The 24,145-nt window shown below is 62.3% G+C and carries 29 protein-coding genes and 2 pseudogenes; 17 read left to right on the top strand and 14 right to left on the bottom strand.

Going from position 1 to position 24,145, the window contains the following annotated elements:
- Positions 1-211 precede the first annotated feature (211 nt).
- Complete coding sequence (locus tag PRtIB026_RS15810) at positions 212-484, top strand: hypothetical protein (protein ID WP_203646594.1); 273 nt, start codon at positions 212-214, stop codon at positions 482-484.
- 3 nt (positions 485-487) lie between these two features.
- Here the strand turns inward: PRtIB026_RS15810 and PRtIB026_RS15805 are convergent, their stop codons facing one another.
- Complete coding sequence (locus PRtIB026_RS15805) at positions 488-2,113, bottom strand: recombinase family protein (protein ID WP_203646596.1); 1,626 nt, start codon at positions 2,111-2,113, stop codon at positions 488-490.
- Positions 2,114-2,276: 163 nt separating this feature from the next.
- Between PRtIB026_RS15805 and PRtIB026_RS15800 the strand changes: the two genes are divergently transcribed.
- Positions 2,277-2,897 (top strand): LysE family translocator, encoded by a 621-nt coding sequence (locus PRtIB026_RS15800; RefSeq protein ID WP_203646598.1) that lies wholly within the window; start codon positions 2,277-2,279, stop codon positions 2,895-2,897.
- A gap of 36 nt (positions 2,898-2,933) precedes the next feature.
- Here PRtIB026_RS15800 and PRtIB026_RS15795 read toward each other — a convergent pair.
- Positions 2,934-3,302, bottom strand: a pseudogene (locus tag PRtIB026_RS15795) (LysE family translocator); the annotation flags it as partial.
- Between the two features lie 136 nt (positions 3,303-3,438).
- Here PRtIB026_RS15795 and PRtIB026_RS15790 point away from each other — a divergent pair.
- Both PRtIB026_RS15790 and PRtIB026_RS15785 read left to right on the top strand, forming a co-directional pair.
- Positions 3,439-4,254 (top strand): AraC family transcriptional regulator, encoded by an 816-nt coding sequence (locus PRtIB026_RS15790; RefSeq protein ID WP_203646600.1) that lies wholly within the window; start codon positions 3,439-3,441, stop codon positions 4,252-4,254.
- A gap of 63 nt (positions 4,255-4,317) precedes the next feature.
- Entirely contained in the window at positions 4,318-4,938 is a 621-nt protein-coding gene (locus tag PRtIB026_RS15785) for a LysE family translocator (RefSeq protein ID WP_203646601.1), read from the top strand.
- Here the strand turns inward: PRtIB026_RS15785 and PRtIB026_RS15780 are convergent.
- Positions 4,916-5,611, bottom strand: coding sequence for a metallophosphoesterase (locus tag PRtIB026_RS15780; RefSeq protein WP_203646602.1), 696 nt, complete (start codon positions 5,609-5,611; stop codon positions 4,916-4,918). The genes PRtIB026_RS15785 and PRtIB026_RS15780 overlap by 23 nt on opposite strands.
- 74 nt (positions 5,612-5,685) lie before the next feature.
- On the opposite strand from PRtIB026_RS15780, the gene PRtIB026_RS15775 reads away from it, so the two are divergent.
- A complete protein-coding gene (locus tag PRtIB026_RS15775; protein ID WP_203646603.1) occupies positions 5,686-6,192 on the top strand; it encodes a DUF3016 domain-containing protein in 507 nt (168 codons plus the stop codon).
- A gap of 3 nt (positions 6,193-6,195) precedes the next feature.
- Here the strand turns inward: PRtIB026_RS15775 and PRtIB026_RS15770 are convergent, their stop codons facing one another.
- Positions 6,196-6,720, bottom strand: coding sequence for a DUF2867 domain-containing protein (locus PRtIB026_RS15770; protein ID WP_244670898.1), 525 nt, complete (start codon positions 6,718-6,720; stop codon positions 6,196-6,198).
- Positions 6,721-6,861: 141 nt separating this feature from the next.
- On the opposite strand from PRtIB026_RS15770, the gene PRtIB026_RS15765 reads away from it, so the two are divergent.
- A complete protein-coding gene (locus PRtIB026_RS15765; RefSeq protein ID WP_203646606.1) occupies positions 6,862-7,104 on the top strand; it encodes a hypothetical protein in 243 nt (80 codons plus the stop codon).
- Between the two features lie 3 nt (positions 7,105-7,107).
- Here PRtIB026_RS15765 and PRtIB026_RS15760 read toward each other — a convergent pair whose 3' ends face one another.
- A complete protein-coding gene (locus PRtIB026_RS15760; RefSeq protein ID WP_203646608.1) occupies positions 7,108-7,608 on the bottom strand; it encodes a methylated-DNA--[protein]-cysteine S-methyltransferase in 501 nt (166 codons plus the stop codon).
- 150 nt (positions 7,609-7,758) lie between these two features.
- On the opposite strand from PRtIB026_RS15760, the gene PRtIB026_RS15755 reads away from it, so the two are divergent.
- On the top strand, positions 7,759-8,268 hold the full coding sequence (locus tag PRtIB026_RS15755; RefSeq protein WP_050705405.1) for a GNAT family N-acetyltransferase: 510 nt from the start codon (positions 7,759-7,761) through the stop codon (positions 8,266-8,268).
- Here the strand turns inward: PRtIB026_RS15755 and fos are convergent.
- The 3 genes from fos to PRtIB026_RS15740 all read right to left on the bottom strand — a co-directional run bounded on the left by fos (position 8,259) and on the right by PRtIB026_RS15740 (position 9,773).
- Entirely contained in the window at positions 8,259-8,669 is a 411-nt protein-coding gene (gene fos, locus PRtIB026_RS15750) for a fosfomycin resistance glutathione transferase (protein WP_203646610.1), read from the bottom strand. The genes PRtIB026_RS15755 and fos overlap by 10 nt on opposite strands.
- Before the next feature lie 79 nt (positions 8,670-8,748).
- Entirely contained in the window at positions 8,749-9,096 is a 348-nt protein-coding gene (locus PRtIB026_RS15745) for a hypothetical protein (protein ID WP_232857654.1), read from the bottom strand.
- 137 nt (positions 9,097-9,233) lie between these two features.
- Positions 9,234-9,773 carry a GNAT family N-acetyltransferase gene (locus tag PRtIB026_RS15740; protein ID WP_203646612.1) on the bottom strand — a complete coding sequence of 180 codons (540 nt, stop codon included), beginning with the start codon at positions 9,771-9,773 and terminating at the stop codon, positions 9,234-9,236.
- 154 nt (positions 9,774-9,927) lie between these two features.
- On the opposite strand from PRtIB026_RS15740, the gene PRtIB026_RS15735 reads away from it, so the two are divergent.
- Positions 9,928-10,374: a hypothetical protein gene (locus PRtIB026_RS15735; RefSeq protein WP_203646614.1), complete on the top strand. Its 447-nt coding sequence runs from the start codon at positions 9,928-9,930 to the stop codon at positions 10,372-10,374.
- Positions 10,375-10,451: 77 nt separating this feature from the next.
- Here PRtIB026_RS15735 and PRtIB026_RS15730 read toward each other — a convergent pair whose 3' ends face one another.
- Together PRtIB026_RS15730 and PRtIB026_RS15725 are read right to left on the bottom strand one after the other, a co-directional pair.
- Positions 10,452-10,832 (bottom strand): hypothetical protein, encoded by a 381-nt coding sequence (locus PRtIB026_RS15730; protein ID WP_110738881.1) that lies wholly within the window; start codon positions 10,830-10,832, stop codon positions 10,452-10,454.
- A 274-nt stretch (positions 10,833-11,106) separates the two neighbouring features.
- Positions 11,107-11,304, bottom strand: a complete 198-nt coding sequence (locus PRtIB026_RS15725) for a hypothetical protein (protein WP_203646616.1) — start codon at positions 11,302-11,304, stop codon at positions 11,107-11,109.
- Positions 11,305-12,033: 729 nt separating this feature from the next.
- Here PRtIB026_RS15725 and PRtIB026_RS15720 point away from each other — a divergent pair.
- The 3 genes from PRtIB026_RS15720 (at position 12,034) to PRtIB026_RS15705 (ending at position 14,375) form a co-directional block, all read left to right on the top strand.
- On the top strand, positions 12,034-12,552 hold the full coding sequence (locus PRtIB026_RS15720) for a GNAT family N-acetyltransferase (protein ID WP_203646618.1): 519 nt from the start codon (positions 12,034-12,036) through the stop codon (positions 12,550-12,552).
- A gap of 213 nt (positions 12,553-12,765) precedes the next feature.
- A complete protein-coding gene (locus tag PRtIB026_RS15710; RefSeq protein WP_203646620.1) occupies positions 12,766-13,431 on the top strand; it encodes an SOS response-associated peptidase in 666 nt (221 codons plus the stop codon).
- A gap of 620 nt (positions 13,432-14,051) precedes the next feature.
- A complete protein-coding gene (locus PRtIB026_RS15705; protein ID WP_203646622.1) occupies positions 14,052-14,375 on the top strand; it encodes a DUF2388 domain-containing protein in 324 nt (107 codons plus the stop codon).
- A gap of 132 nt (positions 14,376-14,507) precedes the next feature.
- On the opposite strand, the gene PRtIB026_RS15700 is transcribed toward PRtIB026_RS15705, so the two are convergent.
- Entirely contained in the window at positions 14,508-14,747 is a 240-nt protein-coding gene (locus PRtIB026_RS15700) for a YceK/YidQ family lipoprotein (RefSeq protein WP_203646624.1), read from the bottom strand.
- Between the two features lie 128 nt (positions 14,748-14,875).
- Between PRtIB026_RS15700 and PRtIB026_RS26480 the strand changes: the two are divergent.
- From PRtIB026_RS26480 to PRtIB026_RS15690, 3 genes and pseudogenes are all read left to right on the top strand, one after another.
- Positions 14,876-15,256, top strand: a pseudogene (locus PRtIB026_RS26480) (integrase).
- A 32-nt stretch (positions 15,257-15,288) separates the two neighbouring features.
- Positions 15,289-16,875, top strand: coding sequence for an ABC-F family ATPase (locus PRtIB026_RS15695; RefSeq protein ID WP_203646626.1), 1,587 nt, complete (start codon positions 15,289-15,291; stop codon positions 16,873-16,875).
- A 303-nt stretch (positions 16,876-17,178) separates the two neighbouring features.
- Positions 17,179-18,345 (top strand): MFS transporter, encoded by a 1,167-nt coding sequence (locus tag PRtIB026_RS15690; protein WP_203646628.1) that lies wholly within the window; start codon positions 17,179-17,181, stop codon positions 18,343-18,345.
- Here PRtIB026_RS15690 and PRtIB026_RS15685 read toward each other — a convergent pair.
- Together PRtIB026_RS15685 and PRtIB026_RS15680 are read right to left on the bottom strand one after the other, a co-directional pair.
- Positions 18,304-19,353, bottom strand: coding sequence for an alpha/beta hydrolase family protein (locus PRtIB026_RS15685; protein ID WP_203646630.1), 1,050 nt, complete (start codon positions 19,351-19,353; stop codon positions 18,304-18,306). The two genes, PRtIB026_RS15690 and PRtIB026_RS15685, sit on opposite strands and share 42 nt — an antisense overlap.
- A 148-nt stretch (positions 19,354-19,501) precedes the next feature.
- Positions 19,502-20,113, bottom strand: a complete 612-nt coding sequence (locus tag PRtIB026_RS15680) for an FMN-dependent NADH-azoreductase (RefSeq protein ID WP_062363121.1) — start codon at positions 20,111-20,113, stop codon at positions 19,502-19,504.
- A 133-nt stretch (positions 20,114-20,246) separates the two neighbouring features.
- Here PRtIB026_RS15680 and PRtIB026_RS15675 point away from each other — a divergent pair, with 133 nt between their 5' ends.
- The 3 genes from PRtIB026_RS15675 (at position 20,247) to PRtIB026_RS15665 (ending at position 22,834) form a co-directional block, all read left to right on the top strand.
- Positions 20,247-21,149, top strand: coding sequence for a LysR substrate-binding domain-containing protein (locus PRtIB026_RS15675; protein WP_203646632.1), 903 nt, complete (start codon positions 20,247-20,249; stop codon positions 21,147-21,149).
- The gene (locus PRtIB026_RS15670) at positions 21,142-21,519 is read left to right on the top strand and encodes an MmcQ/YjbR family DNA-binding protein (RefSeq protein ID WP_203646633.1); all 378 of its coding nucleotides are present in this window, start codon (positions 21,142-21,144) and stop codon (positions 21,517-21,519) included. The genes PRtIB026_RS15675 and PRtIB026_RS15670 overlap by 8 nt, the downstream gene beginning before the upstream one ends.
- 289 nt (positions 21,520-21,808) lie before the next feature.
- On the top strand, positions 21,809-22,834 hold the full coding sequence (locus tag PRtIB026_RS15665; RefSeq protein ID WP_203646634.1) for an IS110 family transposase: 1,026 nt from the start codon (positions 21,809-21,811) through the stop codon (positions 22,832-22,834).
- 364 nt (positions 22,835-23,198) lie between these two features.
- Here PRtIB026_RS15665 and PRtIB026_RS15660 read toward each other — a convergent pair whose 3' ends face one another.
- Positions 23,199-24,095: a LysR family transcriptional regulator gene (locus PRtIB026_RS15660; protein ID WP_203646635.1), complete on the bottom strand. Its 897-nt coding sequence runs from the start codon at positions 24,093-24,095 to the stop codon at positions 23,199-23,201.
- Positions 24,096-24,145 lie beyond the last annotated feature (50 nt).

The following is a 24,145-nucleotide window of genomic DNA, read 5'->3' as shown; positions in this document are numbered from 1 at the left end:
AAACCAGCAACCAGGCCTCGCCTGGCAACCCACGGACTCGACCTGCCCGCCATCTGCGATGTCTGCGGCAAAGGCAGATCAACCCGACGACACCAAAGCTGCAGCCGGATCCGTCAGCAGCGCGAGAGTGGCAGATGGGAAACCTACATGGCCAACGTGGCCGCGAAACAAGCACTGGGGAGACGGGCTTGAACCCGCAGGGAGATATCGAATGAAAACAGCAGTACCCAACCCAGTACTTTCAGGCGCAACTCTATCCGCGACAGTAAGCACTGGCTTCACAGCACGCAGCGAATCGGGCGCCAAGGCCCGCATGGCGATCATTGATGACCAAGGCAACATCCTTGCTGTCGGTGAAGATGTGGCCTGGGCTGCCTGGCGGGTGTGCGTAGAAGTGCAAGAGAACTTCTGGGAGGGACAAGGGCACCTGGTGGTACACGCAAGCCCACCAGGCCATTTCCAGGACAGCAAGAAATCTGCCTAACCGCTACATCGGGCGGTCGACAGCGGCCGCCCAACTACCCGTCTTTCTCTCTACCCGCAACCAACGCCGCTGCCCCGCCCTTGAGATCAGAAGTACGTCGATGTACTTCGCGTTCCGCCCCTGCGGTACAACCCCACGCATGTAAATAACGATCCGCTCGAATGTATCGAGCATGAGCTGCCGCATTTTGTCTCTAGGCTCAACCTGCTGGGCCTCGACGCCCAAAGCAAGGTCCGCCCACAGTTTCGCATCGGCCGGTTTCTGCCTCGCCGCAACGCCTGCGAGTTCTCGCTCAACGCGGCGCTCTACTGTCCGTGCAGCATTGAGCTGCTCTTCCAGGTCGCGGGCCTTCCTCAAGAACGTGATGGGAAGGACACCATCCCCCTCACCCAATGCCAGCGCCTCTGTGATCCGGGTGAGCTGCTGCTCGAGATCTGCGACCTTTTTCCGCGACTCAGTCAGGCCGAGATGAAGATCGCCCCGAGGCCCAGCTGGCTCCTGCAGGCGGACCAGATTCATCTGATCCGAGCAAAATGACATGACGGCGCGCTCCACTGGCGCAACACTGCAACTCCCCCCAACGGTACACCCGCCTTTGTCCATGTAGGATGTGCACATGATGCGCCTATGGCCGTCCGACAACGTTCCATCTAATCGCACCTTAAGCATCACATTCTGCGCCGTCATCGAGGTACCACAGTACCCGCAGTAGGTAATCCCAATTCCGGTAACCACCCCAGGAATAGCACCTTTACCACGCCTTCGGCTTCGGTTCCCCCTCAGCAACTGCAACTCATCAAACTGTTGATCACTGATTAAGCGCGGATAATAGTCTTCAAGTAGATACTCGCTACCATCAACAGATATCTGTTTCGCGCCTTTGAGGCTTACCAGCTTTATTAAACGATAGATCTGCTGGGCCGAGCTTCCAACATGAGACGTATCAAACCCATTAGCCTGCATCAAACTATAGATCCGATCAGCACCATATCCATCACGGTACTTATCGAGTGCGAACTGCACCACTTGAACACGCTCGGGTATCAGCTCCCATTGACCATTGACAAGACGTACCCAGCTAGGATCTGCGCCGTTGCGTATCAGACCACGGTATGCCCCGTTAACCCAGCCTTCGCACTGACGTTTAATTGAGGCCTTGACCCGCTTGCTCTTGGTATCGCTTTCCTCATGCGCACGAATCATCACTAGGAGGCTGTAAACCAAATCCATCGGCTGCGCTTTGAGCTTTTCCCGATTGTACTCACGACCATCACTGGCTGTAACAACCGTGATCCCTGCATTGATGATTTGAGCCAGCTGGGCTTGAGCCTGGATGGGCTCGGCCCTACTGAGACGATCCAGCCCTTCCACAACCAGAACCGACCCCGCAGGAATCCGGCCATCATCCACCGCCTGGAGAAAAACACCCAAAGCCCCCTGCTTTACGTGGCGCTGATGGAAAGCCGAGAGCCCCTCATCACGCAGTGAGAGGGAGTCGTCCAGGGAAAGCCCGCGCTCCGCCGCCCAAGACTTTGCATATTGCGCCTGCCTGTCAGCGCTATGGCCAGCCGCCTGACGCGGATCCGAGAAGCGCAGGTAGCTGTAGACCATCCCGGCTGATGCTGACATTTTCACCCCGCAAACGTTATGACAAGGGCTAGTATATATCAGCAATCAGACGGCAGTCTCACAACAACCCTTTTTGTTCCCCTTCAATTTTACTTCTGCATTGCAACCCCCATCGGCTTGAGGAATGATGGGTAATCGGCCATGAAATGATCAAGACGCACTGATGAATACTTCGACACTCCTGCTGTTTATACCGGCATGTTTCGCCCTCAACATGGCACCCGGCCCAAACAACCTGCTTTCTATCAGCAACGCTACACGTTATGGCTTCACTGCATCTTGCCTCGCCGGCGTCGGCAGACTAAGTGCTTTTGCCGCAATGATCGCGCTTTCAGCAGTAGGCCTTGCAGCCATACTTGAAACCTCGGCCCTAGTCTTTCATGCGATAAAAGTCCTAGGCGGAGCTTATTTGCTATACATTGCATTCAAGCTGTGGACTGCAAGCACAACTGCAGAAGAAGCCAAGACAACAAACCCGAAAAAGCAAATTGAACTTATCAAACAAGAGTTTTTAATTGCCGCTGGAAACCCGAAAGCAATTTTAATATTTACTGCTTTCCTGCCACAATTCATAGATCCAAGTCAGAATATCGCACCCCAATTTACAATACTGGGCGCGTTGTTCCTTTTGCTTGAGGTAATCGCTCTTGCTGGCTATGCACTGATCGGACTGCATCTCCGTCGCTGGTTCAATCAACCCAAGGGTAAGCGGCTGTTCAACCGGGCCTGCGCGGTCTTGCTCTCGGGCGCCGCCACGCTTCTGCTGACCGCCCGCCGAACCTGAGTCTAGGCTTCAGCAGGGTTTATATTGACCATCGCTAGGCTTGCCCGCCGCCACCCAGAACTCCTGGCGCGCCAGTTTCCAGGTGCCGCGCGGCTGCTCGCCAGCCACCGCCGTCTCGCCGACCGGCGCTCGCCACAGCTGCCAGGCGATATAGAACAGATAGCCCGCGCCCAGCACCTTGATCGCCAGGAACAGGTACTCGCTGGTGTGCAGCACCACGGCCAGGCCCATGGCCGCCAGGGCGATCATGCCGCTGAAGGCGAGCAGGCGCCCGCCGCCGGCCACGCAGGCGGTGCGCAGGCCATAGCGGCTGGCGTTGTGCAGGGACAGCAGGTTGTTGGGGCCCGGCGCCATGTTCAGGGCGAAACAGGCGGGGATGAACAGCAGCAGGCTCGACAGGTCCATTATTCTTCTCCAGCGGGGACCGTCGCAGCGTCGCGTCTGGCGGGCGTGCGCGTCAAGCACAGCGGCGCGGCAAATGGCCGGAACAGTAGGTAGACGCTAGACTGGCGCCCTGCGTCCATTTCCAGGCTCCCTCGACATGCCCCTTCCGAGCAGCGAAATCTGGCACGATCCGGCCTTGCCCTATGTCGAGAGCCGACGCGCCTGCCACAGCCGCGCCTGCTACAAGGCCCACAGCCACCCAAGCTTTTCCATCGGCGCGGTGGATGCCGGCCAGAGCCGCTTCACCGGGGCTGGCGACGGACAGGTGCGCCTGACGCCTGGCACCCTGGTGTTCGTGCCGGCCCAGCGGGTGCACGCCTGCAATCCCGAACCTGGGCAGGCCTGGAGCTACCAGATGCTGCACCTGGACGCCGACTGGCTGCGCTGCCTGTGCCTGGAGTCGGGGATCGCCGCCGACCAGCCCGGCGCAGCGGCCCGGATCAGCCGCTCGGCAGCGCTGTACCGGCAGTTCTGCGCGCTGAACACCCTGCTGTTTTCCAGGGCGACGACGTTCGAGAAAGAGGCGGCACTGGTGGCTTTTCTTGGCGACAACGACTTCTCCATCCATCCGGACCTGCCACCTGCGCCACCCATGCCGCCTTCGACACTGCGCGACCTGCTGGCCCATGCCGAGGAGCAGGCGTTGGCCGAACTAAGCCTTGATGGCCTGGCACGGCTGGCGGGCATGGGGCGCTATCAATTGATCCGCTCCTTCAACATCGCCACCGGCATGACACCCCATGCCTACCTGCTCAACGCCCGGATAAACAAGGCCCGGCAACTGTTGCGCCAGGGCCGGCCGCTGGCTGAAGTCGCGTATCGCCTGGGCTTTGCCGACCAGAGTCACTTCCAGCGAGTGTTCAAGGCGCATGCGGGGGTAACGCCGGGGGCCTACCGCGCAGCCTTGCAATAATCTTCAATACCCGCCCTATTGCCCGGTCACAGACTACGGTTTCCTCGTTCTGGAAGCCCGCCCATGCAACTGTTCCTGCTCATCGCCACCGCCCACTTCCTCGCCCTGCTCTCCCCGGGTCCGGACTTCTTCCTGGTGGCCCGGACCTCGGCCAGCGCCGGTTGGCGGGTGGCCAGTGGCGCCTGCGCAGGCATCGCCCTGGCCAATGGCGTGTTCATCGGCGCGGCGTTCGCCGGGGTGTCGTTTCTGCGCGACGGCAGCCCGCTGTTCGTCGCCTTGCAACTGGCCGGCTGCGGCTACCTGCTGTACATCGGGCAACTGTTCCTGCGCCATGCTGGAAAGAGCGGCCTGACGGGGGCTTGCGCCAACGCTTCATCGCGCGCCAGAGGCTGGCTGAACAGCCTGGGCATGGGCTTCGCCTCGGGCATCCTCAACCCGAAGAACGCGCTGTTCTACGCCAGCCTGGCGAGCATGATCGTCAGCAGCAGCACCTTGGCCAAGCTGGCCTACGGCACCTGGATGTTCGCCATCGTCCTGGCCTGGGACCTGCTGGTGGCCGTGGCCATCGGCAATCAGCGGGTGCTGCGCCGCTTCGCCCGCGCCCTGCCCTGGCTGGAACGCGCCTCGGGGGTGATGCTGATCCTGCTCGCCAGCGGCGTGCTCATGCACCTGGCCCTGGGCTGAGCAACGTCAGCCCCCGCAGTTCGAGCAGGCTGAAATGGCCACGGCTCCAGCCGCCGGTGTCCAGGTGCCAGACATTGCCCAGCACCTTCACCTCCAGCACCGGCGTATGCCCGACCAGCAAGGCCCGCAGGCCCTTCACCGGCCGGCTGTCGCCCTCCTTCAGGCGCCGTCGCGACCACTGGCACACCTCGCGCACCTCGGGGTCATCTCCGGCCTGCAGGTTCACGCACAAACGCTCCCAGTCGTCGAACGGGCTGTCGGCGTGCAGCAGCCCAACCGGACCGTCGGGTGTGTCGACCTGCAACGCGATCGGCAACCGCTCGAACACCTCGACGAATCGCGCTTGCTCAGTTTTCGGCAGGTCGAGGAACCAGCCGCCGCCGGCCGCCCGGTACATGTCCAGGTCGACCCGACCACCGCGCAGGTGATTGACCGCCAGCGACTCGTGGTTGCCCTGCACCGCGTGGAACCAGGGCTTGGCCAGCCATTCCAGCGCCTGCGGGCTGGCCGGCCCGCGGTCGACCAGATCGCCGACGCTGAACAGGCGGTCGACCGCTGGATCGAATTCGACAGCTTCGAGGCATACTTGCAAGCGCTCGAAGTGCCCGTGAATATCACCCACGGCCAGGTCACGCCCGCGGGTATTGGCGGTCATCCGCCGAAAAGCGCTCATTGCATCAGTCCTCTGCTTATGCCCCGCACCGGCGTAAAATAGGCAGGCAAGCCGCCCCACCCCGGAGGTGCATCATGCGTACCATCCTGGCCAGCGCCCTGTTGCTGGTGCTGGCATTCGACAGCATGGCACAGGGCACCCCGACCGCGCAGGTCGAGGTGCGTTTCGACCATCCGGAAAAATTCCGCGATGCCAGCCTCGACAACCGCGGCTACCCCCAGGGCGCCGACCCGCAGGTGATGAAGGCCATCACCCAGCACCTGCAGAAGCTCGGCCAGCGCTACCTGCGGCCCGGCCAGCAACTGCTCATCGACATTCGCGACATCGACCTGGCCGGGCGTTTCGAGCCGTGGCACAGCCAGGCCTACGATGTGCGCTTCATGCGTGAGGTCACCTGGCCCAGCATCGACCTCGACTACACCCTCCAGCAGCCCGGGCAACCCGCGCTCAAAGCCCAGGAACACCTGAGCGACAAGATGTACCTCAGCCGCCCGGGACGTCTGGGCAGCAACGACCGGCTGTATGCGGAAAAGGCCATGCTTGGTGATTGGTTCCGTCAACGCTTCGCGCCGCCGTCCTGATCGTCACAACGCCAGCCGGCGCAGGGCGATGGGCGCGATCAGCCGATGGAACGGCGCCACCGGCAGCATATACAGGCGACCCAGCCAGTTGTGCGTGCGCACCACGGTGCTGACCAGCACCTCGCACCGTCCTGGGGCCGTGGGGCGGCGCATCAGGGCAATATGCACGTCCAGGTGATGATCGCAGTCGACCAGCAGCACCTCATTCACGCTGTTGCTGAGCAACGTGAAGATGCCCACCCGCTCTCCGGTTTGGTAGCTGTCCGGGGTGCGGGCCGGGTCGATGGCAGTCAACCGCCCCAGGTTCTTCAGCCCGAACAGCCCGACCAGGCGGTTGCGCAACACCATCATGTCGTCGATCCAGCCAGGCATGCTCGCCATCAGGCGCAGGAAGTGCGCCATGGCGGGCTGCCCATCGTCCGTAAGGTCGATTGCCCGGCAATGACGAAAGCCCGCCTGCGCGGCATGGGGGGCGATCAGCGAGTCGGCGGGGATGGCTGCGGCATGGGGCATTGTGGTCTCGTCCATGAAATCGACACATCGGCGCTGGGAGTCTGCGCCCGTCGATTGTATCCTCGTCAATCGACGACATGCCAAGGACGGATGCACCATGAGGACCTGCGCACTGCGATCGGCGCCACAGACGGGCACTGACGGGTTATCGGCCATATGAAATACGTGCTGGTGATCCTGGCCAGCTATGCCAGCGTCTGGTACCTGGTGGGCACCCTGATTCGCGGGCGCCTGGCCGATATCGCCGAAGGCCTTCGCCATCGCCCGGACGCCCCACCTCCAGGCCAGTACCTGCGGGAGGTCGAAGCCCACGCCCGCCGCGCCCACCGCCACTACAGCCTGTTCGCTGGCACGCTGCTGGCCCTCGCGTTGGCGCTGCTCTGCTTCTGGCTCGGCTGACGCCTAGAAATCTAGCGCCAGGCTCTGCCGCCCTTCCAGTGCCAGCAGGAACTGCTTGGCCGGCAGGCCGCCGGCAAAACCAGTGAGGCTGCCCGAGGCTCCAATCACCCGGTGGCATGGCGCGATGATCGAGATCGGATTGCGTCCGTTGGCCGCGCCCACCGCACGGACCGCGTCGGGCTTGCCGATCTGTCGGGCAATCTCTCCATAGCTGCGGGTCTGGCCGAAGGGAATGGTCAACAGCGCCGCCCAGACCTCACGCTGGAACTCGGTGCCGGCGAAATCCAGTTGCAGCTCGAAGCGCTGGCGTTGCCCGGCAAAGTACTCGCCCAGCTGGCGGGCGGTCTCGCGCAGCACGCCATGCTGGTCGTCGCGGTGCAGGTCGCCCAGGCGCACCCGGTTTTCCCGCTCGTGCTCCCATAGTACGGCGGCCAGCCGCTCGCCCCGCGCCACCAGGGTCAGGGTGCCGACAGGCGATTGCATGAGGGTGAAGGCACAGGACATGACAGGCTCCGGCAAGACGACGATCACTGCACTGTACCCATCGCGGCGTGCCGGCGCATCCGCTTTCTTGTCCAGCCATCGCCACTGGCCAGCCCGGTCCTGCGCCCCGTACACTCAGGCGCCACTCGTTTTTCAAAGGATGGAAACACAGTGAACGACGCATCGCCCGACATCGTCATCGAACGGTTTGCCGAGCAGCACTTGCAGGGCATCGCCGCGCTCTACAATGAACCGGCCGTGTGCCGCCAGGTACTGCAGATGCCCTACCAGTCCGTCGAGGTCTGGCGCGAACGCCTGGCCGCCTATCACGAACGCCAGGTCCGCCTGGTGGCGGTGCACCAGGGCCAGGTGATCGGCAATATCGGCCTCGACCAGAGCACACGCATCCGCCAGGCGCACCTGGGCGAGCTGCTCATGGGCGTTGCCCAGGCCTGGCAAGGCAAGGGCGTCGGCTCGCGGCTGATGACGGCCATCCTCGACATTGCCGACAACTGGATGAACCTGCGCCGGGTCCAGCTCACCGTCTACGCCGACAATGAACCGGCGCTGGCGCTGTATCGCAAGTTCGGCTTCGAGACCGAAGGCCGGCTGCGCGATTACGGCGTGCGTGACGGGGTGTACGTCGATGCGCTGTGCATGGCGCGGATGCGTCAGTCGTAGAACACCATGCCCGCGTAGGGTTTAACCCGACAGGCAGCCAGCCGCGACTGCAGATCGCCGACATGGGCTTCGAGCTGGTGGCCGTCCGGGTCGAGGAAGTACAGTGAGTCGCCCTCGCTGCTGTCCTGTTTCCACAGGCTCACAGCATGCTCATGCAAGCGCTGGGCAAATGCCGCGAAATCGGTCTGGCGGATGGAAAATGCGTAGTGCGTGTAGTTGCGCTGCAAGTCGCCCGCCTCGACCTGGTCGACCGACAGGCACAGCCAAAGGTCGCCCAGACTCAGGTAGGCACCACGGTCCCAACGTGCATCGAGCTTGAAGCCCAAGATCTGCTGATAGAACACGATGCTGTCTGGCAGGTTCGAAACCGCCAGGGTGAGATGGTTGAGTCCGTTCAACATGAGAGGCACCTTGAGGTGAAGTGGGGCGGGATCGCTTCACGAGGCGCGATGGAAACTGGCGCGCCCCGCTAAGCTGCGATCATACCCGCGAACACATCAGCGCGGCATCGAGCAGGCGCCCCTTGTCATACCAGGCATCACGTTGGTACGCCGAGAACTGCTGCCGCCCGGCGGAGCCTTGAACCTTGACCAGCCCCTCGGCCTTGTTCGGGTCAGTGCTGGCGACAAACAGCTCCAGGGCGTCCTGGTTCTGCACGACATAGGTCGTGGCCGTGTCGGGAAGCTCGGCCTTGACGCAGTTCAGGTACTCCGGCGGGCTTTTCGCGGTCATGCCGAAGGTGTTGTCGCGGCCCGCACGGATATCGGGATCGTGTGCGCAGCCCACCAGCAACAGGCTGGCGGCCACTGCCATCATCAAACGGCTCATACAGACTCCAACCACCCCAGCAGGAAGCCCCGGACAGGGTCAGACACCTACCACCCTTTTTAATAGTCTGCTTACGATCTACAAGACTAGCTCCGGGTGATGGGCGCGGTAGGCCGGTTCGCTATATCGCATCGCTTTCAGGCCGGCCTGTGGATTCGGTAGAGCACGTGCGGCCGCAATGCATTGCCTTCAGGCACCGTCGGGTCGGGGAAGTCCTCCGCCGGATCCGAACGCATACCCAACCGCTCCATCAAAGCCCGCGACGGGGTGTTGATGCTGGAGGTGTAGCCGATGACCTGCCTTAGCCCAAGCGTTGACCACGCGTGCTCCAGACACGCGCTGGCCGCCTCGAAGGCGTACCCCTGCCGCCAGTGGCTGCGCCCGAGAATCCAGCCGATTTCGACCTGCGGGCCGCCCGGTATCTCATCCCCGGTCAGGGACAGTCCAAGCCCGCCGACCAGCGCGCCATCGACCTTGCGTTCGACGGCGACGAAACCGAAACCATGGACCTGCAGATGGTGATCGCAGTCCGCGAGCATCGACCGGGTTTCATCGGGAGACAGTATCGCGGGATAGTAGTAGCGCCTGACTTCGGGGTCGGCATTGACGAGGGCAAAAGCCTCTATGTCCCGCTCGGCCCAGGGGCGCAGGACAAGACGCGGTGTTTCGATGAACATGGAGCGAGCCCTCACCGGCTTGATGTCTGCAAGACCTTGAAATCTAGCACAATTGCCACCCTGGTAAAGGTACCCAACCGATGCGTCCAAGTGCTGGGCGTTGCGAGGCGAGATCGCTAGAATGCGCGCTGCATTTTGAAAGGGATTTCACGCGATGATTTCGACAGGTACCGCGCCAGCCCGGCGCGTCGGCCACTGGATTGCATTAGTCGCAGTGCTGTGGGCAATGACCAGCGCTACCCTCCTTACTCGGTTCGATGAATACTTCTGGGGCAATTTCGCTCTCTTGCTGGCACCTCACGCCATCGTACTGGGCGTCTTGCTGATTTTCAGAGGGCCATGGGCGGTATTGGCGGGCGCGGAGATAGCGATGGCACTATTCCTGAGCCTCTTCGGACTCTGGTTCTCCACGGGAGGACGTGCCGAGGCAATGGCTTGGCTGTGGTATTTCTTCAGTTTTCCCGGCGCCTTGGCCGGCGGTTTCCTGGCCATGCTTCGAACCAGGGATACAACGCCCCTGATCGCCGTGTCCCTGACTGCCAGTTGGGTCTTCGCAGGGATGCTGGTCGATCTGGCCAGCGTCTTCCTGTGGGTTTGGTAATACCTGGCAGGCCGAGGACACACTTATGGACTCCGGCCGTGAACCGACCGGAATCCATGCAGGTCAATCAACCCTGATCAAGGTTTTCCGAACACATAGAAACTCAGGTTCGCCGAACTCTTGCCGGCGGCGAACAAACCACGCAGATTGCTCATCGAAACGCTGCGAATGTTGAAGGTCTCCTGGGTGGAGTAGTTCGCATCGATACTGACGTACTGCAGGTTCTTGTCGCTGCCGCCAGAGTAGTCCAGGCGCACCATGAACGTGCCCGCACCGGCGGTGGTCCTGAGGATGAAGGATTTGTACTGCTGGATCTGCGCTTCGACGAAGTTCGCGCCGGCCCGCTCTCCTTCCTTGCCCTTCACATCGCAACGACCGCTGCTCAGGTAGGTATACCCTGGAGGTACCTGAACATCGGCGGCCAGTTCTTCATCAAAAGCCTTTTGTTGCTGTGCCATGACTCATGCTCCTTATGAGTGGGACTTGCTTACCGCACGGGTGAGTGTACTAGCGTCCAGTGGGTCGGCTTGTCCAGCAGACAAGCGGAACACTCAAACGAATACTTATTCGAATCAACAAACGCCCAGATAGATAAAGGGCCTGCCGTGAATGTTCAAAGGCCGGTATAAACCCCATGCCAAACAAGAAGGTTGCAGGAAGCAAAGCTACAGGCATCACCAGCGTGGGAGCGGGCTTGCCCCGCGATGCAGTGCATGGCACCACGAAGGTCACTCAGGGTCGTTTGTTGATCCGGACTGTCACGGCGCCGAAGAACATGAGCATCGAACCGACATACAGAAACACAAGATCAACGCCGGGGAACGCGGCCGTTCCTGCAAGCCAGGCGACCAACAGGCCCGCACCGACAATGCAGCGTTGCCGAGCGGTGAATCGCTCACTCGTGGCTTTTACACGGTCCATCCACGCCATCCACAGACTCCCGATCAGGTAAGCGGCGCAGCATATCACCCTGGCCACGCGCTACCACCTCGAGGTGAGCGCCAATCAATCAACCCTGAACCGAACGACCGCCGTGCGCCTGGCCCCGATTCAGGGGGCTGTTCCCCAGGATTGGGATCAGGCACTGGCTTGCAGGAACATGAAGATCGCCACCACATCCACAGCCAGCACGGCAGCCACGACGAAGCTCATGAAATAGAAGTCATCCTGGAACATGTCAACTCTCCCCGCATGATCGGTTTCCTGGGATCAAGCAACTCCCATTCCAGCCTGCCTGCGCCAGAATCACGTCCATTGGTCAGGCAAGACGGGTATTTCGGGCAAACGGGCGCTTACTGATGGTCGTGCCCTCCGGCTCTACGCAAGGATGCCAATCGAGGTGTACCCCGATGAGACGCATCCAGAAGATCATCCAGCAGCGCCGCCGGCAGTTGCATGTGCACCTGCCACCCAGCGAATTGATGGGAGTGAATTGTGACGATGGACCCAGCGGGGCGAAACCGATGCCGCAGCGAGAGGTCAACCTGGCACGAATGAGAAGAGCCACGTTTGAAGGTTCGGCCGGCGACTGAACAGGTGCTGCTCGACCTGATAGAGTGAGCCGGGAGGCAGATCCGGAGAAGCCCCGTACACCCAGATGGCCATGGACTCACGCCCGACCAGGCGCCGAACCCTACAAGCGATGCCAGGAGGCAGGCAATGCAGCCAATCACTTTGCGCAAAGCGCTTCCTCAGGATGCCCTTTGCCTTGCCGCACTGGGTATTCAGGTGTTTCTCGACACCTATGCCACTGAAGGCATACGCGATGCCATCGCCCAGGAAGCCTTGGAGTCATTTTCGCCAGAGCGCCTCTCGAAGGTGATTGCCAGGCCAGGTACCCTCATCACGCTCGCAGAGATTGGCGACCACCTGATCGGCTTTGCCCAGGTCGCAATGAACAGCAACCATGAACGGATCACCAGCCCTCGGGCAGGCGAACTTCAACGCCTTTACCTACAAGAACGATTTACCGGGCAAGGCATTGGTTGCCGGTTGCTGGAGGCAGCCGAGCAACAGGCCAGGCTCGATGGCGCATCGCTCCTCTGGGCCACTGTCTGGGCGGGGAACGACCGAGCGTTGGCATTCTATCCTCGACAAGGCTATGAACACTTTGGCTCGCAACCGTATACGTTCCAGGACGAGACGCATGAAAACCAGCTGTTCGGCAAGTTCTTGTGAGTGCTGGGACAGCCCACAAAACCCGCCGCGATGGGATTGCTCGAAGACAATGGCATCATTTGCCGGGACGGCGAGAACGCTCGACCACGGGCAATGATCCAGCAGCAAATTGCCTCGCTGATCAGCAGGTTTCTGGAGCAGTCATTCAACAACTGACGATCGCTGACACTGCTCGACGACCTATCCTTTGAGTTCAAGCAGGAGGGATGGGAAATGTGCGGCAGGCTGAGCCAGTACCGCGGAATCCATGACTTCGTAGAGACCCTGAGCATGCCACAGGCCTGGCGCAACAACGTCGGTGAGCAGCCGCTCGGTCACTACAACGTTGCACCGACCACGCAGGTCGCTGTGCTTCGGGTAGACGACGCCGGCCCGCGTGCGGACCTGGTGAGATGGGGGTGGCGCCCGCACTGGGCGACCGACCGCGCCGCGCCGATCAATGCCCGCGTCGAGAAGGTGGCTCACGGCGTGTTCTTTCGGGCGATATGGCCGCATCGGGCGATCACGCCGGTGGACGGCTGGTATGAATGGGTGGACGAAGGCGGGCCGAAAAAGCAGCCCTACTACATCCACCGTTGTGACGGTCGCCCTGCCCTGTGCGCAGCCATCGGCCAATTCGCCGGCAACGATCACGACGGGTTCGTGATCATCACCGCCGATGCCCAGGGCGGCCTGGTAGACGTGCACGACCGGCGTCCGGTGGTGCTGTCATCTGATCTGGCTGTCGAATGGGTGGCGGCGTCTTTACCCAGCGAGCACGCCGAGCAGTTACTGCTCAACCTGAGTGAACCGGCAGAAGCTTTTGTCTGGCACCGGGTGGGAACTGCAGTGGGTAACATCCGCAACCAAGGACTTGAATTGATCAAGCCGATTCCGTGACGGATGAGCGGCGGCGGCCCAGGGCTCAACGCTCAGCACCCCATGCGAGGTCCACGGGGATGAGGAAGAACGATGCGCAGAGCCTTCATGAGGGACACCTTCAGTCAGCTTCAGAGGCCGGCTTGTCCATTACTCCAATGGCTGCTTGTGATGGCTATAGCGCTCGGCATTGGATGCCCTCGATGGGTCCGGCGGCCCTTGCCTATGCCCGCGACGAAAGGGGTGATTGTCGATGTGGCCATCACGATCCTCTGGAAGCGCTCTTTCGCTCTCGACGTCTTGACCACCTGGCGAACCATCGCTTTTCGCAGGCTTGCTACCCAACCGATTGTTATCTATCCCATACCTGTCTCTGGTCATACTCACCTCTCAATGCTCAGAAGCTCTGAGCGAATTCGAGTGTGCGCCTTGGGCGCCCAGAGAAGTTTTATATCGGACCACCGGGCACGACAGAGCGATCCCTCAGACTAGAGCATCGCCATGGCCCATGCCTGGGCCTTCCTCATAAACTCATCCTTTTGCATAATATCTCCGGTCTTGAAGGGACACGGCGCTAGTTTTTTATCGGCACTGGATCAGCTATTCAGACATCGTCACCAGGCGGCAGGAAGCAATTAGGAATGGATCCCCTGAAAACACTAGGTATGTTGCTGGCGTTGGCCAGCGCTCCATCCGTGGCACACGAAAACAATGATCCCATCGAAAGAGCGATGTTCATCACGACGATTGTTCCCACGCTTATTGTCGGCGGCACCACTGCACTAACGGTCTATGGCCCTTCGAACATGAAGTCGGCAAAGGCCGACGCGCTGGCGTTCATCGGCTCAGATGGCGAGATCCGCGGCGCTCAATTTGAGCAAGCGGTTCGTTACTACCACGCGGCGTATCGCCAGCCGTATATGTCTGACAAGCAGTTGGCGTTGGCAATCGCAACGTCGCTCTGAGGCCTCTTCTCCTCTCGTCATCTACCGGGTGTCCTGTCTTGGATACACGTTCTCTTTTGGCGAGTGAAGCATCAGCCCTTGCGATGACCCCGGTGCCGGCCAGATCCCCCCTGGGCGGACGAGTCAGATACGTTAAAAATTGCAGGTGTATTCATATTCGAAGGGAAAGAAAACTGTGTCGACCACCAGGGAAAACGGCGCGTCCATGAGTAAGAACGGGATCAGCTTTCCCTTGGATGTGCCTACCAGCCACCAATCGAACCTGAGTCCGATGTAGGGGCAACGGTGCTTGTCATAGTCCATCCGCATCGCGGTTGCCATGCACCCGCTCAAGCTGGCAATCAGCACCAGTAAAGTCACCTTCCGAACCACGTAATGTCCCTGTTACTTCTTTGTGCAGACCTGCATAGACGCGGCTGCGTAGCGTTAGTCACTCCATTCCCCGATGCTGACCGAACGCTCGCTCATTGGCGCTCAACGGTAACCAACGGAGCGAATGAGTGTACGCGGGTTTTGCTGGATCAACGCACGCCGCTCCGGAGGTGGCATGTGCAGATTGCCCATTTGTGTTCCAACCGAGCAAAGGTGGGCTGTGGATCAACGAACCAAGTGTTACAATCCGCCTTTCAAATCAGCGCCCAAGGCGTTGGACATCCGTGAACGCCGGCAGTACGACACCCGCCACACCTACGCAACCATGTGCCTGAGAGCTGGGATGAACCGAAGCGTTCATCGCGAACCTGCTCGGCCATAGCGTCGAGATGTTGCTCTCTACCTACGCGAAATGGATCAGCTCCTCCTCGGACTGGAGGGAGCTGGAGAAGCTGCCGCCCCGAGTCGAATTGGCCAAGAACTGGCCAAAAACTGACGAGAGGGCCTAAATACACCTCTGGAACCCCCGCAGGACAAGCACTTGATTTCTACCGCCAACATCACCATGCAGTTCGGCTCCAAGCCCCTGTTCGAAAACGTCTCGGTCAAATTCAACAACGGCAACCGCTACGGCCTGATCGGCGCCAACGGTTGCGGCAAGTCGACCTTCATGAAGATCCTCGGCGGCGACCTGGAGCCGTCCGGCGGCCAGGTGATGCTCGAACCCAACACCCGCCTGGGCAAGCTGCGCCAGGATCAGTTCGCCTATGAAGCGTTCACCGTGATCGACACGGTGATCATGGGCCACGAACAGCTGTGGAAGGTCAAGGCCGAACGCGATCGCATCTACTCGCTGCCGGAGATGAGCGAGGAAGACGGCATGGCCGTCGCCGAGCTGGAAACCGAATTCGCCGAGATGGACGGCTACACCGCCGAGTCCCGCGCCGGCGAGTTGCTGCTGGGCCTGGGTATCCCGCTGGAACAGCACTTCGGACCGATGAGCGAAGTAGCCCCGGGCTGGAAGCTGCGCGTGCTGCTGGCCCAGGCGCTGTTCTCCGATCCGGACGTGCTGCTGCTCGACGAACCGACCAACCACCTGGACATCAACACCATCCGCTGGCTGGAAACGATCCTCACGGCGCGTAACAGCACCATGATCATCATTTCCCACGACCGTCACTTCCTCAACAGCGTCTGCACCCACATGGCTGACCTGGACTACGGTGAGCTGCGTCTGTTCCCGGGCAACTACGACGAGTACATGACCGCCGCGACCCAGTCCCGCGAGCAGCTGCTGTCGGACAACGCCAAGAAGAAAGCCCAGATCGCCGAACTGCAGACCTTCGTCAGCCGCTTCTCGGCCAACGCCTCGAAAGCCAAGCAGGCCACCTCGCGCGCCAAGCAGATCGACAAGATCCAGCTGGCCGAGGTCAAGCCGTCGAGCCGGGTCAGCCCGTTCATCCGCTTCGAGCAGACCAAGAAACTGCACCGCCAGGCAGTGATCGTCGACAAGATGGCCAAGGCCTTCGACGACAAGGTGCTGTTCAAGGACTTCAGCTTCACCATCGAAGCCGGCGAGCGCGTGGCCATCATCGGCCCCAACGGTATCGGCAAGACCACCCTGCTGCGCACCCTGGTCGGTGAGATGACCCCGGACAAGGGCGAAGTGAAGTGGACCGACAGCGCCGAAGTGGGCTACTACGCCCAGGACCACGCCCACGACTTCGAAGACGACGTCACCCTGTTCGACTGGATGGGCCAGTGGACCAGCGGCGAGCAGGTGATCCGCGGCACCCTGGGGCGCATGCTGTTCTCCAACGATGAGATCCTCAAGTCGGTGAAGGTGATCTCCGGCGGTGAGCAGGGCCGCATGCTGTTCGGCAAGCTGATCCTGCAGAAACCCAACGTGCTGGTGATGGACGAACCGACCAACCACCTGGACATGGAATCGATCGAGGCGCTGAACCTGGCGCTGGAGAACTATCCGGGCACCCTGCTGTTCGTCAGCCACGACCGTGAGTTCGTGTCGTCGCTGGCCACCCGCATCATCGAGCTGACGGCCGATGGCGTGGTGGACTTCAGCGGTACCTACGACGACTACCTGCGCAGCCAGGGTGTGGTGGTCTGAGCCAACGCTGAGTAACCTTCATCGCGGGGCGAGTCCGCTCTCATAACCCGCCCTTTCAAGTGTCGATAATTGGCGCCCGACTTGGATTTGCCAGGGCTGCTTTGCAGCCCTTGTGCCGCGAAAGGGTCGCAAAGCGACCCCGGCACAAAATCTTGAAAGGGCTGGCTCTCACAACGGTATTTGACATGCTTGTGGGAGCAACTGTCTTGCACTGCCTGCGGCCAATTAGTTAGCCTGCTTTCTTTTCCGTCGCGCAGCGGCCATGATGGGCACAGCCCCACCGCCCGCCCGCGAACGAGCCCCATGACCGCGCCACACGCCTCCAGCGTCACCCTGCAGATCCTCTCGATCGTCTTCTATACCTTCATCGCCTTCCTCTGCATCGGCCTGCCGATCGCGGTGCTGCCTGGCCATGTGCACGACCAGCTGGGCTTCGGCGCGGTGATCGCCGGCCTGACCATCGGCCTGCAGTACCTGGCCACCCTGCTCAGCCGGCCCTTCGCCGGACGGGTGGCGGACACCCTCGGCGGCAAGCGCGCGATCCGCTACGGCCTGTACGGCATCGCCGGCTGTGGCGTGCTGACCCTGCTGTCGGCCTGGACCTTGACCCTGCCCTGGCTGAGCCTGGCACTGCTGCTGGGCGGCCGGCTGTTGCTGGGCATCGCCCAGGGGTTGATCGGCGTCGCGACGCTGAGCTGGGGGATCGGCCAGGTTGGGCCGGAACATACTGCCCAGGTCATTTCCTGGAACGGCATCGCCTCCTATGGCGCCATCGCCATCGGCGCGCCCGCCGGCGTGCTGCTGGTGGGTGGCCTGAGCTTCGCCGTGCTCGGTCCGGCACTGCTGGGCTTGGCGCTGCTGGCCCTGTTGGTGCTGCGCACCCGGCCGGACGTGGTGGTGGTGCGCGGCGAACGGTTGCCGTTCTGGTCGGCGTTCGGCCGCGTCGCGCCCTGCGGCGTGGGACTGACCCTGGCGTCGATCGGCTACGGCACCCTGACCACCTTCGTCACCCTGTACTACCTCGAGCGTGGCTGGGTTGGCGCCGCCTGGTGCCTGAGCGCCTTCGGCCTGTGCTTCATCCTGTCGCGGCTGCTGTTCGTCAATGCGGTCAACCGCTTCGGCGGCTACAACGTGGCCATCGTCTGCATGGCCACCGAGGTGCTCGGGCTGACCTTGCTATGGCTGGCGCCGTCGCCGTTGTGGGCGATGGTCGGTGCCGGGCTGACCGGCTTCGGCCTGTCGCTGGTGTACCCGGCCCTGGGCGTCGAGGCGATCCGCCAGGTGCCCAGCAGCAGCCGTGGCGCCGGGCTGGGCGCCTACGCGGTGTTCTTCGACCTGGCGCTGGCCATCGCCGGCCCGGTGATGGGCGCGGTGGCGGTGCACCTAGGCTATGCCTCGATCTTCTGCGTCGCCGCCCTGCTCGCCCTGTCAGGGGTGGGCCTGACCCTGCTGCTGGCCCGCCGCGGCTGAACGCTCGGCGGGCTCCGGCGCGCCCAGTGCCTGGCTGAAGAAGGCGGTGGTCTCGCTGCGCAGCGAACGATGGATATGCCGACGGTCGACGCCCTCGGCGTCCTTGCACAGCACTGGCATGCGCTGGTGCTGCTCGTCGTCGCACGGGGCCATGAACACGAAGTGTCCGGCACCGGCCAGCAGACGGTAGTCGGGCGTGACCGGCAGCTTGCGCGCCAGGGCATCGGCGTTATGCTCCAGGGCCAGGAGCTGGTCGTTGTCACCGCTGTAGATCAGTGCGGGCACCTGCACGCCAGCCAGGGCGTGGCGGCCGAACATCAGGCTCAACGGCGCCATCAGCATCACCGCGCCCACCCGGGGGTCGGCGCGGGGCGCCAGCTCGCTGTGATCGGCGATCAGCACACCATGGGTCTTGCAGGCGTCAGCGTCAGTGGGGCGTTGCTCGCAATAGCGGCGCAGGCGTTCGAGGTCAGGACGTGCGCCGGACAGGATCAGCGCGGTCTCGCCGCCGGCGGAATAGCCGATCACCCCGACCTTGCCATCGTTCAGGTACGGCGCGAGCAGCCTGTCATTTCGCGCCGCGGTGATCGCGGCGCTGATTTGCAGCGGCCGGCCATAAAGGTTGCTGAGGGTACCCAAACGACTGTGGTCACGGTTGTTATCGCCGGGGTGGACCACCGCCACCACCACGAACCCCTGGCGGGCCAGGCCATTGGCCAGGTCATGCAAGGCCATCGGGCTGCCGGTATTGCCGTGGGAGATCACCAGCAGCGGGAACTGGCCCATGGCTACCGGCGCCTCTTCGGCGACACGGGTCTGATAGCCCTCGATGCGCTCCGGATGCGCCTCGCCGCTGGAGGGGTAGAACACCAACGCCTGCATGGGCCGGGCGTCCACCGGGTCGCTGAAGGTCAGGCGGTGCAAGCCGGCGGCCCACGGCGCCGCGTCGGCGCGGGCCAGCAGACCGCCCAGCAGCAACAGCGCCATCAGCATGCGGGTTCGCTTCATCGCAGGGCGCTCCTCGTCGCAAGGCACTGCGCGGTGCTCAGGTATGGGTGCCAGCATAGAACCCGGCGCGCCGGCGGCACATGAAAACTGGATGAAAAAAGCCGACTGGCGCGCTGGGCGGCAGTCGGCTTTAGGTGCGCAATGGCGATCAGGCGGCAGCGAACAGCTCACCTGCTATCTGCGCCTGGGCGGCGTCGATGGCCTTGGCACGGTGTTCCGGGCCGTAGGCCAGGCCGTGGGCGCGGACGATTTCCAGGTCGGTGATGCCGATGAAGCCGAGGAACACCTTGAGGAAGTCTTCATGGCCGACGCCGGTAGGCTGGCCCTGATGCAGGCCGCCAGCGGTGGACACCAGGATCACCTTCTTGTCGCCGCACAGGCCTTCAGGGCCGGCCTCGGTGTAGCGGAAGGTCTTGCCGGCCACCGCCACGCGGTCGATCCAGGCCTTGAGCTGGGTCGGCACGGTGAAGTTGTACATCGGCGCGCCGATCACCACGGCGTCGGCGGCGAGGAATTCTTCCAGGGTCTCGGCGCTCAACTTGGCCTCGTGGGCCTGGGCAGCGTCGCGCATCTCTTCCGGGGTGCCGGCGGCTACCAGGGTGGCGGCGGAGAAGTGGCTGATGGCGTCGGCGGCCAGGTCACGGTAAACCACTTCGAGGCTCGGGTCAGCAGCTTTCCAGGCCTCGACCACTTCGCGGCTCAGCTGGCGGGAGGCGGAATTGTCGCCCAGGATGCTCGAATCGATATGCAACAGTTTCATGGGACTCTCCTGTGAATGAAGACCGCGGCGGTGGGCGATCACGATGGGAGCAATCCTATAGGCACATCGAATAGCTGATAAGTCGGTAAAAACGCGTTAGTTTGTTCCACTGATGGAACAATGAGACAGCCAAATGCAAGACCTCAACGACCTCTTCTACTTCGCCCGGGTGGTCGAAGCCGGTGGTTTCGCCGCCGCCGGGCGCCAGCTGGGCATCCCCAAGTCACGCCTGTCGCGGCGCATCGCCGAGCTGGAGGAGCGCCTGGGCACCCGCCTGCTGCAGCGCACCACCCGCCTGCTCAAGCTCACCGCCGTGGGCGAACGCTACCTGAACCATTGCCAGGCCATGCTGCTGGAGGCGGAAATGGCCGACGAGGTGGTGGCCAGCATGTCCAGCGAGCCCCGCGGCCGCCTGCGGGTGTCCTGCCCGGTGGCCCTGGCCCACGCCTTCCTGCCGGATGTGGTCAGCCGCTTTCTTGCCCAGTACCCCCTGGTGCAGCTGGACATGGTGCTGCTCAACCGCCGGGTCGACCTGATCTCCGAGGGCATTGACGTGGCCCTGCGGGTACGCGACCTGGGTGACGAGGACCCGGCGCTGGTCACCCGCCGCCTGCGCCAGGCGCAGATGCAGCTGGTGGCAGCGCCTGGCTTCGCCGACCATATCCGCGAACCCGCCGAGCTGGCCAGCCTGCCAGTGCTAGGCGCGGCCGAGGCCGACCGCCTGGTGCACTTCCGTTTGCATGGGCCGCACGGGCGCCAGGAGGACGTTGCCCTGGAGCCGCGGCTGGCCATCGACGATTTCGTCGTGCGCAACGCCGCGGTACGCGCCGGGCTGGGCTTCACCGCCCTGCCGTCGATGTTCTGCGAGGAGGAACTGGCCCGTGGCGAACTGGTGCGCCTGCTGCCAGACTGGTCGCTGCCCGGCGGCTACCTGCAGGCGGTCTACCCGCACCGCCGCGGCCTGCTGCCGGCGGTACGCGCGTGGATCGATCACCTGGCGGTCTCGTTCGAGGCCTGTGGAGAGCGTTATGTCTGAGAAAAGGATGTCCGAGGATCAGGTGGCGGCGCTGTGCCTGGCCCTGCCCGGGGCGCGGGAGGACTACAAATGGGGCGGCATCCGGGTGTTCTCGGTGGCCGGCAACAAGATGTTCGCCGTGCAGGACCTGGGCGGCGCCGGCTTGTCGTTCAAGGTGGCCGACGAGCTGTTCCTCGGCTACTGCGACCGCCCTGGCATTCGTCCGGCGCCTTACCTGGCGCGGGCGAAATGGATCAGCATGCTGCCGCCCTACCCCTTGGGCCGCGACGAGCTGAGCGACCTGCTGCGGCGGTCGCACCAATTGGTGGTGGGGCGGTTGCCCAAGCGTCAGCAGGTTGGGTTGTTGCTTGGGGCGGACGAGGTTCCTTAGGGTGATCGGCGTTGTAGTTGCAGCGCCTGTCAAATCGAGCGCCGCCCGCGCGGCGCATCGCGGCACAAGGCCGCTCCTACATCTGTTTCGGGCCAGTCAAACCTGTGCCATTACCTGGGCCGCCTTGTGGGCACTACTGCCGCCTAACCTGTCTCAAGACATGCACCAAGGCGGGCAACCATGGCCTGACAGGTTCGGCACGTTGCAACAAATAATGAAATGGCTACCCCCGCCCCACCCTGTGTCAGCCCTCTAAGCTTTCACAGGGTGCCTATCGGAGTGCAACGCCATGAACACTGTCGCCATCATCGCCATCGACCTGGGAAAGTTGAGCTTCCATGTACACGCTCAGGATGATCGGGGTCATGAGCTCTATCACCGCAGGTTCAACCGTGAGTCACTCATCCGCCACCTTGCCAATCTTGCGCCCTGTACGGTGGCGATGGAGGCCTGTGGTGGCTCTCATTTCATGGCGCGAGAGGTGACGAGACAGGGTCATACGCCCAAACTTATTCCCGCACAGTTCGTTCGCCCCTACGTGAAAAGCAACAAGAATGACTTTGCCGATGCTGCCGCTATCGGTGAGGCGGCAACCCGCGATCAGATGCGCTTCGTGCCTCCCAAAACCGAGGCCCAGCAGGCGCTGGCGATGCTCAATTCACTGCGCGACAGCTTCATCAGAGACCGTACTGCCACCATGAACCGCATCCACGCTTATTTGCTCGAGGTGGGGGTCAGTTTGGCACCCACCTTCAAGGCGGTCCGGGAGCTCCCCATTCTGCTGGACGACAGTACCTTCTCACCGTTGATCAAGAAGCTGTTGCTGGACCTACATGCCCACTTCCGCTATCTCGATGATCGGATCAAGGCTCTAGACAAGGAAGTGCATAGCCAGGCCGTTAGCGATGATCTTGCTTCCCGTTTGATGTCGATACCTTGTATTGGCCCGATCACCGCTACCGCCCTGGCTGCGGAATTGGGTGATGGTAAGCAGTTCCGCTGTGGGCGAAATTATTCAGCCTCCATAGGCCTGGTTCCCAGGCAGCACACGACAGGCGGCAAACCTTGCCTGGGGCGAATCAGCAAGCGGGGCGACGGCAATCAGCGACGACTGCTGATCCAGTGCGCGAGGGTCTATCTGATTGGGCTGGAGCGCAAAACCGGCAAGCTGGCGGATTGGGTACGTGGCTTGCTACGTGTTCACCACCCCAACCTGGTGGTGTGCGCTATCGCCAACAAACTGGCCCGAATCGCCTGGGCCATCACGGCACACCACAGCGAATTTGATGCAGGGTCAAGCGCCATGAACGCTTGACCCTGCAGACACACGAGTAACAACCCACCTGGTTTTGCGATGCTGCACACAGATGACGTGAACGGTATACCGGCCTGGCGATCAACCTGAGCTCCTACTCGGCTTCAGAAGCCGAACAAATATCTAGGCTCGTCGGGCGCGATTTTCATCGAGGCGCGGGACCAACCTCCCACACGACGCCGTATAGATTGACGCAAACCAAACTCACGCACATCTCAGTACAGTATTGCAGAAATGGGGGTAACCATAGATGTAGGAGCGGCCTTGCGTCGCGATGCGCCGCGCGGGCGGCGCTCGATCTCATAGGCGCTGCAAGGCTATCGCCAGGCACCTCTTCGCCTAAACACGATCAAAACCCAAAACCTCACCCCTGACTCACCACCCGCTGCGCCACCGTCTCGCCAAACAACGCCACCGGCGCCTGCAAATTCCCAAGAAAACGCGGATGAATCAGCCACAGGTCAATCACCGGCTTGAAATCACTCACCTGCACAATCTCCAGGCGCTCGCGATGACGGCTGTTGTCCAGCAACGGCCGCGGCACCAGGCCGAAGCCCAGGCCATTGGCGATCAAGCCCAACTGCAGCTCGGTACCGAAGGTCTCCAGGTTGATCCGCAGCGACAGCCCTTCGTCGTTCAACGCCCGCTGCAGGCCGGCACGGAAGCCACAGCCGTCGGGGTTGAGCACCCAGCCGCGCTGGTAGCAGTCGGCGAGCTTGCAACTGCGCTTGCCCACCTCGCCACGGGCGGCCACCACCACCAGGTCCATACGCGCCAGCGAACGGCCGACGATGCCCTCGGGGAACACCTTGCCGGCCGGGAACAGCGCCGCCACGGCGTCCAGCTCGCCGTTTTCCATCTTGCCCAGCAGATGGCTGCCCCAACCGGTGGCGACCTGGGTCTGCAGGTCGGGGTACAGCGCCTTGAGCTGGCTCAGGGCGTCAAGCAGTACCACGTCACCGATTGTCTGTGGCACCCCCAGGCGCAGGGCGCCGCTGGGTGAGGAGTCGCTGAGCACCAGCTCGCGCAGCGCGTCCATCTCGCGCAGTACCGCCCGGCACTGCTCGTAGACGCGCATGCCCATGGGCGTGGGTTTCAGCGGTTTGGTGTTGCGGTCCAGCAGGCTGACGCCCAGGGCCTCCTCGAAGTTCTGCACCCGACGGGTGATGGCTGGCTGGGTCAGGCGCAGCGATTCGGCCGCCTGGCTGATGGACTGGCTGCGGATGACGGCCACGAATGCATCGATATCATCTATCTTCATTCTTAATTCGCATAATAAATATCTGGAAAAATACGCAACAAGAATAATAC

Source organism: Pseudomonas sp. RtIB026 (genome assembly GCF_016861355.2).
Taxonomy (GTDB): Bacteria; Pseudomonadota; Gammaproteobacteria; order Pseudomonadales; family Pseudomonadaceae; genus Aquipseudomonas; species Aquipseudomonas peradeniyensis.
Note: the sequence above shows the minus strand (reverse complement) of the source record. Positions and strands in the feature narration are given on the sequence as shown.

Excerpts from the sequence above, each read along its gene's own strand:
- PRtIB026_RS15725 (WP_203646616.1), bottom strand. The coding sequence starts at position 11,304 with ATGGCGTGGATGGACCGTGTAAAAGCCACGAGTGAGCGATTCACCGCT.
- PRtIB026_RS15760 (WP_203646608.1), bottom strand. The coding sequence starts at position 7,608 with ATGTCCTGTGCCTTCACCCTCATGCAATCGCCTGTCGGCACCCTGACC.
- PRtIB026_RS15670 (WP_203646633.1), top strand. The coding sequence starts at position 21,142 with ATGTCTGAGAAAAGGATGTCCGAGGATCAGGTGGCGGCGCTGTGCCTG.
- PRtIB026_RS15800 (WP_203646598.1), top strand. The coding sequence starts at position 2,277 with ATGAATACTTCGACACTCCTGCTGTTTATACCGGCATGTTTCGCCCTC.
- PRtIB026_RS15730 (WP_110738881.1), bottom strand. The coding sequence starts at position 10,832 with ATGGCACAGCAACAAAAGGCTTTTGATGAAGAACTGGCCGCCGATGTT.
- PRtIB026_RS15705 (WP_203646622.1), top strand. The coding sequence starts at position 14,052 with ATGGATCCCCTGAAAACACTAGGTATGTTGCTGGCGTTGGCCAGCGCT.
- PRtIB026_RS15775 (WP_203646603.1), top strand. The coding sequence starts at position 5,686 with ATGCGTACCATCCTGGCCAGCGCCCTGTTGCTGGTGCTGGCATTCGAC.
- PRtIB026_RS15660 (WP_203646635.1), bottom strand. The coding sequence starts at position 24,095 with ATGAAGATAGATGATATCGATGCATTCGTGGCCGTCATCCGCAGCCAG.
- PRtIB026_RS15785 (WP_203646601.1), top strand. The coding sequence starts at position 4,318 with ATGCAACTGTTCCTGCTCATCGCCACCGCCCACTTCCTCGCCCTGCTC.
- PRtIB026_RS15770 (WP_244670898.1), bottom strand. The coding sequence starts at position 6,720 with ATGGACGAGACCACAATGCCCCATGCCGCAGCCATCCCCGCCGACTCG.
- PRtIB026_RS15665 (WP_203646634.1), top strand. The coding sequence starts at position 21,809 with ATGAACACTGTCGCCATCATCGCCATCGACCTGGGAAAGTTGAGCTTC.
- PRtIB026_RS15745 (WP_232857654.1), bottom strand. The coding sequence starts at position 9,096 with ATGAGCCGTTTGATGATGGCAGTGGCCGCCAGCCTGTTGCTGGTGGGC.
- PRtIB026_RS15720 (WP_203646618.1), top strand. The coding sequence starts at position 12,034 with ATGCAGCCAATCACTTTGCGCAAAGCGCTTCCTCAGGATGCCCTTTGC.
- PRtIB026_RS15765 (WP_203646606.1), top strand. The coding sequence starts at position 6,862 with ATGAAATACGTGCTGGTGATCCTGGCCAGCTATGCCAGCGTCTGGTAC.
- PRtIB026_RS15790 (WP_203646600.1), top strand. The coding sequence starts at position 3,439 with ATGCCCCTTCCGAGCAGCGAAATCTGGCACGATCCGGCCTTGCCCTAT.
- PRtIB026_RS15735 (WP_203646614.1), top strand. The coding sequence starts at position 9,928 with ATGATTTCGACAGGTACCGCGCCAGCCCGGCGCGTCGGCCACTGGATT.
- PRtIB026_RS15680 (WP_062363121.1), bottom strand. The coding sequence starts at position 20,113 with ATGAAACTGTTGCATATCGATTCGAGCATCCTGGGCGACAATTCCGCC.
- PRtIB026_RS15805 (WP_203646596.1), bottom strand. The coding sequence starts at position 2,113 with ATGTCAGCATCAGCCGGGATGGTCTACAGCTACCTGCGCTTCTCGGAT.
- PRtIB026_RS15740 (WP_203646612.1), bottom strand. The coding sequence starts at position 9,773 with ATGTTCATCGAAACACCGCGTCTTGTCCTGCGCCCCTGGGCCGAGCGG.
- fos (WP_203646610.1), bottom strand. The coding sequence starts at position 8,669 with ATGTTGAACGGACTCAACCATCTCACCCTGGCGGTTTCGAACCTGCCA.
- PRtIB026_RS15780 (WP_203646602.1), bottom strand. The coding sequence starts at position 5,611 with ATGAGCGCTTTTCGGCGGATGACCGCCAATACCCGCGGGCGTGACCTG.
- PRtIB026_RS15710 (WP_203646620.1), top strand. The coding sequence starts at position 12,766 with ATGTGCGGCAGGCTGAGCCAGTACCGCGGAATCCATGACTTCGTAGAG.
- PRtIB026_RS15810 (WP_203646594.1), top strand. The coding sequence starts at position 212 with ATGAAAACAGCAGTACCCAACCCAGTACTTTCAGGCGCAACTCTATCC.
- PRtIB026_RS15685 (WP_203646630.1), bottom strand. The coding sequence starts at position 19,353 with ATGAAGCGAACCCGCATGCTGATGGCGCTGTTGCTGCTGGGCGGTCTG.
- PRtIB026_RS15690 (WP_203646628.1), top strand. The coding sequence starts at position 17,179 with ATGACCGCGCCACACGCCTCCAGCGTCACCCTGCAGATCCTCTCGATC.
- PRtIB026_RS15675 (WP_203646632.1), top strand. The coding sequence starts at position 20,247 with ATGCAAGACCTCAACGACCTCTTCTACTTCGCCCGGGTGGTCGAAGCC.